Raw genomic sequence first — 12945 nt, 5'->3', positions numbered from 1 at the left:
ATAAGAGATGGAAACAATAGAACAACTACTGAAAGATGCGAGCCAAGCGAAACAGGTTATCCAACCTCTATCGTTAGAAACGAAAAGACAAGTATTAGCGAGATTGTCTTCACTTTTGATAACGAATAGCAATGATATAATAGCAATGAATCAAAAGGATTTGGATCGCATGGATATCACTGATCCGAAGTATGATAGATTGGTGTTGAACAAAGAGCGAATCGAAGGGTTGGCACAAAGTGTGATCGATGTAAGCCAATTGGAAGATCCTACCGGAAAGGTACTTTTAACAAAGCAATTGGCTAATGGCCTATACATTGAAAAGAAATCCGTGGCTTTAGGCGTTGTGGGCGTAATCTATGAATCCCGTCCCAATGTCACGATTGATGTGGCGGCACTCTGTATTCAGTCTGGAAATGTATGTTTATTGCGGGGTGGTTCGGATGCCTGGTTTACCAATAGCATTCTAGTCGATCTAATTCATATTGTTCTTCGTGAGTTCGATTTGGATGAACACATTGTTCAGCTGCTTCCAACCGATCGCAAATTTGTTTCCGAACTGCTCACAGCGACTAGATATGTGGATATTATTATCCCGAGAGGATCGCAGTCGTTGATTGATTTAGTACGGAAGAATGCTAAAGTTCCGGTGATCGAAACAGGGGCAGGTGTCTGTCATACCTACGTAGAGGAGACTGCAAATCTCGAAGATGCTGCTCAGATTGTTGCGAATGCTAAGATCTCGCGTCCTTCGGTTTGTAATTCCTTAGATACGATACTGGTAGACCGTAAAGTGTCTGAAAATTTCCTCCACCGGGTAGCGCCACTTTTACAGGAGGCTAGTGTAGAGATCTTTGCGGATGAGGATGCTTTCGCAACGTTAGCAAGCCTAAACTATCCTCACCTTCAACAGGCAACGGAGTCTGATTATGGAAGGGAATTTTTAGATTTTAAATGTTCGGTTAAAGTGATCGACAACTTTCAAGAAGCCTTAGATCACATCGCGATGTACTCCTCTAAACATTCCGAATGTATTGTTTCGAGTAATCCCGATCACATTAGTGCCTTTATGAATGTAGTCGACGCCGCTGCAGTCTATTCCAACGCATCCACGCGTTTTACGGATGGAGGAGAATTTGGTTTGGGAGCAGAGATAGGGATTTCGACGCAAAAGCTACATGCCAGAGGACCATTTGCCTTGGAGAAATTGGTGACTGAAAAATGGTTTGTAACCGGTAATGGGCAGGTGAGGTGATATTAGATGTTAGATTTGAGATATGGCATTAGGTTTTTGACTTTTGATTTTGAAGAATGGGAATACGATATGAAAAAGACACGATCCTAAATTGGATCAATGAAATGGGGAAGTTTTTGAGATTGGTGGTAGGACTATGGGAAGGATTTGATAAATCACAAAACCCTGTTGATATCGAGACAGGATATCGTGATTTCTTTAAACAAGAGCGTTCCGATCTGTTGCAATTAAACGAAGATGAACTAAAGCAGTTTGCAGATAGGTTGGAACCCGAACAATTACGGCCTTTAGCTTTGTTATTCCTGTATGATGGATTAATCAATAAGGAAGTACAATTACTCCAAAGGGCCAAGTTGCTATTGGAATATCAAGCTGCCAAAACTGGAAATTTCTCTTTCGAAGATTTTGAGCATTTGGCAACTATTGATAGATACCTTAAATAGTTAGATGAGTATAAAAGGTAAGGGGGGCTCCCTTACCTATTTATTGTTTTTTAGTATTTCGCGTGCGATTACTAGACGTTGTATTTCCGAAGTGCCCTCATATATCTGTGTTATTTTTGCATCGCGCATAAGTCGTTCCACGTGATATTCTTTGACATACCCGTAACCACCATGAATTTGTACAGCTTCTATACTGTGTTTCATAGCGACTTCAGAAGCGTGTAATTTTGCCATAGCAGCCTCTTTGCCATAGGGAAGTCCTTGGTCTTTTGTCCAAGCAGCTTTGTATGTCAATAGGCGGGCAGCTTCTATTTCCACTTCCATATCGGCCAATTTAAATTGGATTGCTTGATGATCTGAAATCGGTTTTCCGAAAGTCTTTCGTGTTTTGGAATAGGCCAATGATAAATCATAGGCTCCCGCAGCAATTCCCAGCGCTTGAGCAGCGATGCCAATCCGTCCGCCATCTAGCGTTTTCATAGCAAATTTGAATCCAAATCCATCTTCTCCGATCCGGTTTTCCTTCGGTACTTTTACGTCCGAAAATAATAGCGAATGTGTATCGGAACTGCGGATTCCTAGCTTATTTTCTTTTGGCCCGATTGTAAAGCCTGGATATCCCTTTTCTACAATAAGCACGTTGATTCCTTTATGCCCTTTGCCCACGTCTGTTTGTGCAACGATTAAATATATATCGGCATTGCCACCATTAGTGATCCAATTCTTGGTTCCATTGAGCAAGTAATAATCACTTTGATCTTCAGCAATTGTATGTTGCGAAGATGCATCCGAACCGGCTTCAGGTTCCGAGAGAGCAAAAGCACCCAATTTCTCTCCCTTGGCTAAGGGCACTAGATATTTCTGTTTCTGCTCTTCAGTTCCATATTCGTTTAATCCCCATAGTACTAAAGAGTTGTGTGCAGATAAGATTACAGCAGTAGAAGCGTCTATTTTTGCAATTTCTTCCAATGCCAATACGTAGGCCAAGGTGTCGAGACCAGCTCCGCCATATTGCTCGGGAATCATCATCCCCATGAAACCAAGTTCTCCCATTTTTTTTACAAACTGGAAAGGGAATGTAGCTTCTTCATCGCGCTGAATGGCACCTGCTTTCAGTTCCTGCGCAAATTCACGCGCGGCATTGCGAATCATTTTATGTTCTTCAGATAGTTCGAAATACATAACTTGTTTAGTATGGTATATTCAAATATACTTAAAAATACTATGCATGCATAATGTTTTGTTGAGAAATAATTTTTATCGGTTAATTGCTTTAACACCAAACGCCTTAACACAAAAATAAACTTAATCACAATCGCGTTGTTATAGAAATGATAAAGTTATGACGGAATATATTTGGGGTGTTTATCTTAATCTACTATCTTAGTAGAGTAAATGAAATATTGATTTTAAATAATATATAACATGAGTTTAAGATTAGGAGACCAAGCGCCAAATTTCCAAGCGCAAACAACAATTGGAGATATCGATTTTTACGATTATACAGAGGGAAGCTGGGTAGTGCTTTATTCTCATCCTTCTGATTACACACCAGTATGTACTACAGAGTTGGGACGCACTGCGCAGCTTAAGGGTGAATTTGAGAAGCGTAATGTAAAAGTATTGGCATTGAGTGTAGATGATATAGAGGATCACTTCGGCTGGATAAAGGATATTAATGAGACTCAAAACACCAATGTTGATTTTCCGATCATTGCGGATAAAGATCGCACGGTAGCAGAGTTATATGATATGATTCATCCTAATGCATCTGCTACTGCTACTGTTCGTTCTGTATTTGTTATCGGTCCGGATCGCAAGGTTAAATTGACCCTAACGTATCCAGCATCAACGGGTCGGAATTTTAATGAGATTTTGCGTGTGATTGATTCATTGCAATTAACTGATGAGTATTCTGTTGCTACACCAGCAGACTGGACCGACGGGCAAGATGTCATCGTGGTGCCGGCTATTAAAACGGAAGATATTCCTGCTAAATTTCCAAAAGGATTTACGGAGATAAAACCTTACTTGCGTACAACGCCACAGCCGAATAAATAAAAGTATCAAGCGATTAGTAATTATAAAGAAGAAGCCGACTATAAGTTGGCTTTTTCCTTATAGGAGTATTTGCGTTTGCGTAAAATATATGACGTTAGTAAAGCAGATATGAATATGATGGCAAGGTAACTGACGCCATGAACGAGGTCGAAATTATACCTATCTGGTGCAGAAAAGTAAAGGAATAATTGCGTCATTATGCACATAATAAAAAAAATGGAAAAGTATATCCAAAAGGTTCTCATGGGTAGTTCTTTAATTTAAAGTTAGCAATTAAAATATTAACTGCCAATTTTAATCAAGATTTGTACCTATTTCTTTTTCAATCTGTATTATTCTAAATAGCGTTTGTTTTTTTAATGCATACATAAATTCGAGAAAAAGCAAGTCTTGTTTAGATTTTTGTCATGTGCTGTCTTGTTATTGTCTTTGCAATTACGGCTTGATATTTAAAAATACCCTTTTCGAAAAGGAAAATTTGACATCGTCCGAATTCTTACCCGTTAGATAAAAGGTAGTCCAGCCTGTTTGAAATTCACATCTGTTCAACAGTTCGTCATTAAATATTATACGTACGATGCTTGGCTCGTATCGTTGGAGATTTGATAATTCTGTCGTCGTGAATAGATGTTTTACGATATCCTCGTTTTTTGATATATCCTTGTCATCAATTTGGACGGGCTGATCTAGTTTGACTTCAATTGAGTTGAGATCAATGGAGTTAACGTAAACTATGGGTAGAGTTAAGGCATTGGCCGTTGGAATAATATGCCAGTTCGAACCAAAATATAAAGCTTCAAATTTTACGCTAAGTTCAAAAGATCCATGAATGCTATCTTGGTTATTGCTCATAGATCCCAATCCTTTTATTTCAAAGTTCCCATTCTCGGTAATTACATACCGTTGTTTCCTGCAGCCTGTTAACAGGCCTAATATGCAAAATATAAAAATGATATTCTTCATCGTATCAGTTAAAAGTAAAGTTAATAAAACCCCCATGAGACATTCGCTTTATAGGGAGATCACCGATGACACGATAAACGGTATAACCCGTGCCATCCGTTCGATAGGTAAGTGAATTGTAATTAAGTAGTTCAGTCTGATAGCCGAAATGTATAATTCCACCAAATGGGAACTTGAACGCACAGCCTAATAATCCACCTGTGGCAAGCTGTACTTGTTCCGAGCGGATGCCTTGTTGTAATCCTAACCTCCCTTCGAGAAGCGGACTTATTTTTTTATCACTGAAATAATAGCGTAAAGAGATAGTTGCTATACCTTTTATTTCTTCATTTATAAATATATTTTTGGATTGTAAATCCTTTTCTTTATAGGCTGGATCAGAAAATAGATGACGAAATCCTGCACGTAGGCCTGTCCATAATTGTGGATGAATTAAATAATGCACAGTGCCGCTGGGATTCACAGCTGTGTATTGGTCGGTAAAACCCCCGATATTTAATTCATATCCCGCTCTTATTTTCTTGTACGGTCTGGTATTCTCTTGAGCGATAGTTAAGTGGCTATATAGGAGACATAATACGAAAAAGAATGTGTAGGTATTCATAAAATTAGATTTGGTTATAGAACGAAAATAACTATAAATGGCGACATGATGGTTTTATTTTTCCTTTATAGACTATATATGTATGTAGTGTTGTTAGTTAATATTTATTTCATCGCGTAAGCTTCTGTGGGGTGCTATTTAAACTTAGCTATATATCAAATATAGTCGTTGTCCGACAAATAATAAGCATTTATTTAAGGTATTTCCTTGTCTTCTGCGCTTTTATGTATATTTACGCTATGCTAATACAAGCGTCTTGTTTTCTGGATTTTACCTGCGAGTTTCCCGTGCCAACGATATTCATGCTGCGGCCGAAGAGTGGGATCGGACAGTTCGTGATGCGCGACGAGTTGCAGGTGTCGCCCTATGTGGCCATGACTGAGTTTGCCGACACTTACGGTAATTTGTGTCAACGGTTGGTGCTGCCCGCCGGACAATTCCAACTACGAAGCACGGTGGTTGCCGACTGTGCCGATGTGATCGATGTGGATTACGGAGCTGCATGGACACCAATCACTGACCTGCCGGACGGTATGTTGCACTTTCTCTTGCCGAGCCGGTACTGCGAGTCTGACAAACTGGGCGAAGTGAGCGCGGAAATAACCAGAGGCTGCAACACTGGCTATGAACAAGTGGAAGCGATTCGTCAATGGATACATACACACATCCAATACGAATATGGCACTACCAACAGCAGTTCATCTGCATGCGATGTATTGGAAACGAAGAAAGGTGTATGCCGTGACTTCGCGCATATCGGTATTTCCCTGTGCCGGGCATTGGATATTCCGGCACGGATGGCTACGGGCTATCTGTACGAGTTGGATCCAATGGACCTTCATGCTTGGTTTGAGGCCTATATCGGAGGACGCTGGTATTGCTTCGATGCTACACAGCACGAACCGAAAGGCGGCCGCATTCTAGTGGCCTACGGGCGGGATGCTGCGGATGTTGCCTTTGCCACACACTTCGGTGCGGTGACGCTCAATGAGATGCAAGTGAGCGTAGAGGAGGGAAGGTCTAGCCCCCATTTTTCTTTTTAGTATACTTTTTGATGTTGCCCTCTTTGATATATTCCAGTTCGCCTTCTTTACAATAGCCGGTCAGATAAACGGAGAATTTGTTGCTGTCGCTTTTTTCGGTGTCTAATTCTTTGATGACATCGGCGACACGCTTTGGACTGTTGAAGAAATCGGAGTTGTAAACTAGGTTGTCAAGTTTTTGGGTAATCTCGATCCGTCTTTTAGATTCAGGGGGAAGATTATAAAGAGGTTCTAAACTGATGTCACTTTTAAAAATATCCTTAGGTTGTATTTCCAAAGCTCTACAGATCAACAGAAAATTATTTAGTGTCGCACCTTTACCTTTCTCTAGCGATGCAACAGTATTTATAGTGAGGCCTGTCATATTTGCTACATCATTCTGTGCATAAGATAACTCTTCCCTGCGTATGCGGATTTGTTTACCAATATCCGCTAATATGGTTTTATTTGCAATACTCACATAACAAATAGAATTATTATTTGCGCAAAATATTAAATAAAAAATATTATAAAATTTTGCTATTTTATTTTTTGTTTTTATATTTGTTATGTAAACAAAATCGTATTAAGATAGTTTGCAAACAGTATTAAATCATAAACTATGAGAAAGAGGCTATTTAAAAATATTATTAAATCTCCAGTTTAATTGGGGTTGTTTACTTTCTCAAAAAACATCGGTCCTGTAAAGCTAAATGAAGCGCCAAACCACGTGAAGAAACCAGTTAAAAGCGTATAGGATTTCAATCATTTTATTTTAATTCAGATGCGGTGTTGTCGAAAGACGACAAGGAAGAGGCTTGCCTTTTGTGAAAGATTTTCTATATGCATCGCTATGTTCTTTGACGTATTGGTATTGATAAAAAAGTGAAATGTATACTTGAGGCATCTTGTGACGCCGTAGGGTGAGGGCGATATGCCACTCGCTAAATACTTTTTTATTTTATTGCTGATTTGCGGATCAGCAGATAGGCAAAATCTGAATGCGGGCTTTAAAAGGTATATGCAACCGAGAAATCAAACCGTATAAATCAAATTGTGATGTTACTTATCCCAATTTGAAAGGTATACACAACCAAAACATTTTCAAAGCTCCGGAGTACCTTGGTGTGACCCTCCTACTTTTGAAAGGTAATATTATCTACTTAAGTATTTTTTTGCGCTCATTACCGGAAGAATATTGTTTTTGAAATCTTTTTTATTGCGGGTAATAATGATGGCTAAGTTATTTTCTAATGCGGTATAAAATTGGAGGGCATCTTCAAAATCTTTAAAGTCTGAGACCAAAGATAATTCGATGATTTTATCGTCTATCGCTAGCACTTCTACGAGTACCTTAAATTTTGCTAATAGCTTTCGAGCATCAGCCGAATTGTAGTGTTTGGATAGCAGTTAGTACGTATTGGTAATAGTAAGTGCAGAAATATAGAGCTTAACTTCTTTTCTATCAGCTAAAGTGAATAGTTCCCGCGCCTCCGCAAAAAAACCTTGGCGTTTCTGTAGTAGGTCAAGAACAATGTTGGTGTCGACGAAAACGTGTTCCATTAAGAATACTTTTTGTTTAAATAGTCGGCGTATTCCTTTTTGTATTTTTTCTCCGGCTCTTGAGGGATGATTCCTGTAAGACTTTCAACAAGCGGACTTACCGTCGTGTTTTCTTCTTTTTCGGTCAACGATTTTAGGTAATTCTCAATCAGTTTTGAAAGGCTGGTCTTATTATGCTTAGCATAATCTTTCGCACTTTCGATGATGTTTTTTTCTAAATTCAATGTAAGTTTTGTATTCATAACATTTTCCTTTTACGTGTAAAAATATGAAAACAATACGTATTATAAAAATATACAATATTAATCAGAGGCTTCTTGTGAAGCCGTAGGGTGAGGGTGATGTGCCACTCGCTAAATACTTTTTTGTTTTATGTGTTAGGGAGTAGGAGGAGGAAGATAGGTTTTGGCAGTACAAGGTTCGTCACTGCGAGGAGGTACGACGTGGCAGTCTTTCATAATTATAACAGTAAGATTGCTTCCTCGCTTCGCTCATCGCAATGACGGGAATTAAAGACCTGCTACTACAATTTGAAAGGTATGTGCAACTTCAGAGAGGACCTCCCTCAAATTTAGCTGTTGTTCATTCCTGTTTGAAAGGTATACACAACAGAACCGTTAAAAGCCTCATTATGAAAGAGGTATTAATCACTACAATTTGAAAGGGATACACAACTGTGGGGACTCAAGTGAAGATTATATGATTACGGTTACTTATTCCAATTTGAAAGGTATATCGTTAGATTCCTCCTTTTCGGTCGGAATGACAGGAATCTGCTGCTACAGTTTGAAAGGTATACACAACGAGTGGTGGTCGTTATCAAGCACAAAGGTGGGTGTTACTCATTCCGATTTGAAAGGTATACACAATCCGTTGGCCACAAATATACTAAACCTTTTTGTTGTTACTCATCACAATTTGAAAGGTATACACAACTAATAAGATGACCGAGAACGCGCAGAAACAGTTGTTACTCATCACAATTTGAAAGGTATACACAACAGAAACGTCTTTGCTTTGTCTTCTTGGTATGTTGTTACTCATCACAATTTGAAAGGTATACACAACAACACTGCACACAAACAGACGCCAACATGCGTTGTTACTCATCACAATTTGAAAGGGATACACAACAAGTTCGCCCTATTGGTATTTTGCCAATTAGGTGTTACTCCCTACAAGTGCTATTCACCCCAATTTGCAAGTTATATCGTTAGATTCCTCCTTTTCGGTCGGAATGACAATTTTTAAACTTTAGGTGTTTGAACGGAGAGGATTTTTGACTTATATTGAGGCTTCTTGTGACGCCGTAGGGTGAGGGCGATATGCCACTCGCTAAATACTTTTTTATTTTCTTGCGGGTGTGCTTATTCGCGAATAGGCAAATTTGCGAATTCGCTTACTTGATTTATAAGGTATGCACAACTAATATTCCTCATTCATAGTTTTTAAGTTGTTACTCACCCCAATTTTAAAGGTATGCACAACGGAGCCCTGCTATAGTTCTATCTTCCTCCGGTGTTAACTCTTGCAATTTTAAAGGTATGCACAACTATACGATATTCGGATGTTAGCGAGGTCTGGGTGTTACTCACCACAATTTGAAAGGTACTTTATTGCTGATTCGCGAATAGGCAAATTTGCTTACTACCTATCTGAAAGGTATACACAACTCTCAGTACCATCATTTCTTAGATGTCTGTAGGTGTTACTGACCCCAATTTGAAAGGTACTTTGTTGCAAATCCGCTCATAGGCGAATTCGCAGATTTGCTTATCACGCACTTTAAAGCATACACAACAGAGTCTTGCAGCTATATCATCAATACCAATACGTTTCTATTCATATACAGCTTACGCGGCCCCGGCCACAAAAACCGCCAGATATATCCCCCGGGGCTGCAGTAAGCTATCTAATCGATAACAAACTAAACAACAATTATGAGTAAACTATTACAACAAAAAAAAGATATTGAACGGCATATTTTATTGCTGAACGACGGTCGGGAAAAGGGCCTGGACTTCTTCTATAAAAAGTTCTATGGGTACTTTTATTTCCGGGGCGAAAAGTACACCAAGGACGAATGTGACGCAGAAAGTATTGTACAGGAAGCTTTTCTACGGCTCTGGTTGTTTCGGGAGAATGTAGACTCCATGGATGCGGTTTTTACTTTTCTTAAAACGCAGGTTAACGCTGCGATAAAGGCTTATTATAGCAAATCAAGAAATCGGTTTAATCGTAGTCTATTACGCTTGGACGGTATTGAGGACTATCAGGAGTTTTTATTGGGCTATGAACTGGAAGAAGAGGAGGAGGAAGATCTGGTCTACCTCGAAAGATTGGAAACCGAAAAGCAGGAACAGATGAATCGGTTAAATAGTATCCTGCCCAGTCTGAAAGACGAACAACAACTCTTTATCAAACTGTGCTTGAAATATAGCTTTAATTATGAACGCATTGCTTACTATCTCGGCGGCATATCCGATTATGAGGTCAGTATGCAGGTAGAGAAAACAATTGATACGTTGCGCAGCATATTCAACAGTTCGGAGAAAATGGAGCTGTTAAATAAACCTGCTAAAATTGTATTACAAGGTGAGTTTAATGATCAGCAGGCGGAGATTTTTCATATGCGCTACGAATTGCAGCTCTCCTTTGAACAGATTTCAGAAGCCTTACAGCTAAGTTCCGCGATGGTGAAGAAGCTATTCGTTGAAGCACACGCAAAAATAAAGCAATCCAAACAAACAGCATAACAAGGAGGATCTATGGCAAATGATACGATTATTTTAACCCGAAAAGTACAGATTTACATCGACTGCGACGAAAAGGAAAAACGTACGGAATATTTTAAGAAATTATTCGAATGGCAGGATATTGTTTATCGCGGCTCGAATATGGTACTGACGCATCAGTATCTGCAGGAAAATATAAAAGACCTGATCTACCTACGGGACGATGTGAAGGTAAAATTAGCAGACAATAACAAAGATCCGGAAGGCATTCTAAATACCTCGCGGATGAACACGACATATAGGGTGCTGTCCACTTACTTTAAAGGCAAACTGCCTGCGGATATCATCTCGAATATGAATATGACGTTGATTAAGAACTTCAACGCCGATCGATTGGCATACTGGAAAGGGGAGAAGTCGCTTCGTAATTATAAAAAGGATATGCCCATTCCATTCTCAGGTGTTCAGATTAAATTCAGCAACGATGAGAAAAATAGGGATTTCAAATTCAGCTTATTTAAGATTCCCTTCCGTACATATTTGGGCAAGGATCGCTCGGATAAACGCGTGTTGCTGCAACGGGCTTTGGTGGGGCAGATAAAGATATGCGGTAGCTCTATTAAGATTGTAAAAGGCAAGATCTTTCTACTTATCGCATTGGAACTTCCAAAAAAACAACATGTTCTAAAGGATCATGTCATAGCAGAGGCTTCTCTTTCCGTAGAACATCCGATTACAGTCAATATCGATAAGGATAACTTTCAGATTGGCAATAAAGAGGAATTTCTGTATAGACGGATGGCTATACAAGCGGCAAGGCATCGCATTCAAAAAGCCTCCGCCTTTAATAAAGGTGGGAAGGGAAGAACGAAAAAACTCAAAAGTCTCGAACATTTTAGCGAAAAGGAAAAGAACTATGTTGATAGTCGCCTCCATCTATATAGCCGTCGACTAATTGATATCTGTGTGAAATCACAGGCGGGTACACTTTTACTGGTGAACCAAACGAATAAAGAAGAAGCAGCAAAAGACGATGAATTCCTGTTGCGCAACTGGAGCTATTACGGTTTGATCGAAAAAATAAAGTATAAAGCCAGCATGGCGGGAATTAACCTGATTGTTGAATAAGGTCTACAAAAAAAAGCACCTAGGATAAGAAATCCAAGGTGCTTTTAAATATAGTACTATTGAAAGCTACTAGTATACTTTAACGATATAAATATAATCCTGAATTTTTTTAATCTGCTCGGTCCGCGGTAAATTCGACAATGTATTTTTAGTGCTCAAAACTACATTTCCTTTTAATGAATCTGCAGGTATCCGATTTAATGTTTCGATCAGTTCTTTGGTTTTAATCGCAAAACCGGCGCCATCAATACCTTTTTGTTTACCAGAAATGATACCGATAATATTTCCTCTGTTGTCTAGAACCGGTCCACCACTATTACCCGGATTGATAGGGATCGAAATTTGGTAGGCGATCGTATCTCCTGCATACCCCGTATTCGAACTTAAATATCCCTGACCATATACTGCCTCATCCCGAGGGAAACCGATCGTATAAATATCTTCTCCAATATCAGATATTTGTCTTTTGAACGTATATGGAACGGTTTTTAAGGGCTTGAATGTACTATCGCTGATATGCAAAATGGCCAAGTCTTTCTCTATGTCTGAATAAACGATCTGCGCTTTAAATGCCTGGCCTTTTGTGTTCTGAAGATGCACAGAATCAGCACCATTTACCACATGATAGTTTGTTACGACGTAGCCATCTCTGGTCAGCATAAACCCTGTAGCACCGAAGTGTATCGGCGTTGAGTTCTTCTCTTTTCCGCTATTGATATTTTGGATCTTCCTGTTTTGCTCATTTACATTCTTCTTTACCGTATTCATTTCACGACGCAAGGCGCTGTAGTCTGTAGAAGCCTTTTTGATACTGGTAAAATAACCTGTGAGCCATAACGTGGAGAAGACAGAGATCAATGCTACAGCTGCGGCCACACCTGCATTCATCTGCAGTTTTTTCCAAATCTTGATGATCCCTGTATTGGCTTTCGCAGGAGCTTGGCGATGTAATGATTCTTGCTGTAACGACATTTTGAACATGCGCCTTTGTTCGGTTTCTTTCCAAGAAGAAATGAACCTTCGGTGTTCTTCAAAAATTTGCTGGAATTCGGGATAATCTTGGCAAAATTTTTCAAAAGCAAAACGATCGCCCGCGGATAACTCTCCTCTCAAATATTGATCTGCCCAATCAATAAACTCATTTCTTCGCATACTACTCATGATCGCTATT

At 39.3% G+C, this 12945-nt stretch carries 14 protein-coding genes; 6 read left to right on the top strand and 8 right to left on the bottom strand.

Translation table 11 applies throughout. The annotated features are described in order from the left end of the window. Positions 1-7 precede the first annotated feature (7 nt). On the top strand, positions 8-1255 hold the full coding sequence (locus FAZ19_RS20805; protein WP_136822689.1) for a glutamate-5-semialdehyde dehydrogenase: 1248 nt from the start codon (positions 8-10) through the stop codon (positions 1253-1255). A gap of 56 nt (positions 1256-1311) precedes the next feature. Continuing rightward, positions 1312-1698 (top strand): hypothetical protein, encoded by a 387-nt coding sequence (locus FAZ19_RS20800; protein ID WP_136822688.1) that lies wholly within the window; start codon positions 1312-1314, stop codon positions 1696-1698. Between the two features lie 36 nt (positions 1699-1734). On the opposite strand, the gene FAZ19_RS20795 is transcribed toward FAZ19_RS20800, so the two are convergent. Beyond that, positions 1735-2880 carry an acyl-CoA dehydrogenase gene (locus FAZ19_RS20795; RefSeq protein ID WP_136822687.1) on the bottom strand — a complete coding sequence of 382 codons (1146 nt, stop codon included), beginning with the start codon at positions 2878-2880 and terminating at the stop codon, positions 1735-1737. A gap of 243 nt (positions 2881-3123) precedes the next feature. Here FAZ19_RS20795 and FAZ19_RS20790 point away from each other — a divergent pair, with 243 nt between their 5' ends. Further along, positions 3124-3759: a peroxiredoxin gene (locus tag FAZ19_RS20790; RefSeq protein ID WP_136822686.1), complete on the top strand. Its 636-nt coding sequence runs from the start codon at positions 3124-3126 to the stop codon at positions 3757-3759. 435 nt (positions 3760-4194) lie between these two features. Here FAZ19_RS20790 and FAZ19_RS20785 read toward each other — a convergent pair whose 3' ends face one another. Together FAZ19_RS20785 and FAZ19_RS20780 are read right to left on the bottom strand one after the other, a co-directional pair. Further along, entirely contained in the window at positions 4195-4722 is a 528-nt protein-coding gene (locus FAZ19_RS20785) for a hypothetical protein (protein WP_136822685.1), read from the bottom strand. Between the two features lie 4 nt (positions 4723-4726). Then, positions 4727-5326 (bottom strand): hypothetical protein, encoded by a 600-nt coding sequence (locus FAZ19_RS20780; RefSeq protein ID WP_136822684.1) that lies wholly within the window; start codon positions 5324-5326, stop codon positions 4727-4729. Between the two features lie 224 nt (positions 5327-5550). Between FAZ19_RS20780 and FAZ19_RS24400 the strand changes: the two genes are divergently transcribed. Next, positions 5551-6369 (top strand): transglutaminase family protein, encoded by an 819-nt coding sequence (locus tag FAZ19_RS24400; protein ID WP_317131641.1) that lies wholly within the window; start codon positions 5551-5553, stop codon positions 6367-6369. On the opposite strand, the gene FAZ19_RS20770 is transcribed toward FAZ19_RS24400, so the two are convergent. The 4 genes from FAZ19_RS20770 to FAZ19_RS20760 form a co-directional block, all read right to left on the bottom strand. Further along, positions 6347-6829: a helix-turn-helix domain-containing protein gene (locus FAZ19_RS20770; protein WP_169305728.1), complete on the bottom strand. Its 483-nt coding sequence runs from the start codon at positions 6827-6829 to the stop codon at positions 6347-6349. The genes FAZ19_RS24400 and FAZ19_RS20770 overlap by 23 nt on opposite strands. Positions 6830-7503: 674 nt before the next feature. After that, positions 7504-7758 (bottom strand): PIN domain-containing protein, encoded by a 255-nt coding sequence (locus FAZ19_RS24540; protein WP_373287749.1) that lies wholly within the window; start codon positions 7756-7758, stop codon positions 7504-7506. Next, positions 7759-7911, bottom strand: a complete 153-nt coding sequence (locus FAZ19_RS24150) for a PIN domain-containing protein (RefSeq protein ID WP_211245547.1) — start codon at positions 7909-7911, stop codon at positions 7759-7761. It lies immediately after the preceding gene. Further along, a complete protein-coding gene (locus FAZ19_RS20760) occupies positions 7911-8153 on the bottom strand; it encodes a DUF6364 family protein (RefSeq protein WP_136822681.1) in 243 nt (80 codons plus the stop codon). The genes FAZ19_RS24150 and FAZ19_RS20760 overlap by 1 nt, the downstream gene beginning before the upstream one ends. Before the next feature lie 1698 nt (positions 8154-9851). Here FAZ19_RS20760 and FAZ19_RS20755 point away from each other — a divergent pair. After that, positions 9852-10667, top strand: a complete 816-nt coding sequence (locus FAZ19_RS20755; RefSeq protein ID WP_136822680.1) for a sigma-70 family RNA polymerase sigma factor — start codon at positions 9852-9854, stop codon at positions 10665-10667. Positions 10668-10679: 12 nt separating this feature from the next. Then, positions 10680-11774, top strand: a complete 1095-nt coding sequence (locus tag FAZ19_RS20750) for a transposase (RefSeq protein WP_136822679.1) — start codon at positions 10680-10682, stop codon at positions 11772-11774. 69 nt (positions 11775-11843) lie between these two features. Here FAZ19_RS20750 and FAZ19_RS20745 read toward each other — a convergent pair whose 3' ends face one another. Beyond that, on the bottom strand, positions 11844-12935 hold the full coding sequence (locus FAZ19_RS20745; protein WP_136822678.1) for a S1 family peptidase: 1092 nt from the start codon (positions 12933-12935) through the stop codon (positions 11844-11846). Positions 12936-12945: the final 10 nt, after the last annotated feature.

Source organism: Sphingobacterium alkalisoli, from assembly GCF_005049105.1.
In the GTDB taxonomy this organism is placed as follows: Bacteria; Bacteroidota; Bacteroidia; order Sphingobacteriales; family Sphingobacteriaceae; genus Sphingobacterium; species Sphingobacterium alkalisoli.
The sequence above is the reverse complement of the archived record's forward strand: the minus strand, read 5'-3'. Positions and strand labels throughout refer to the sequence as shown.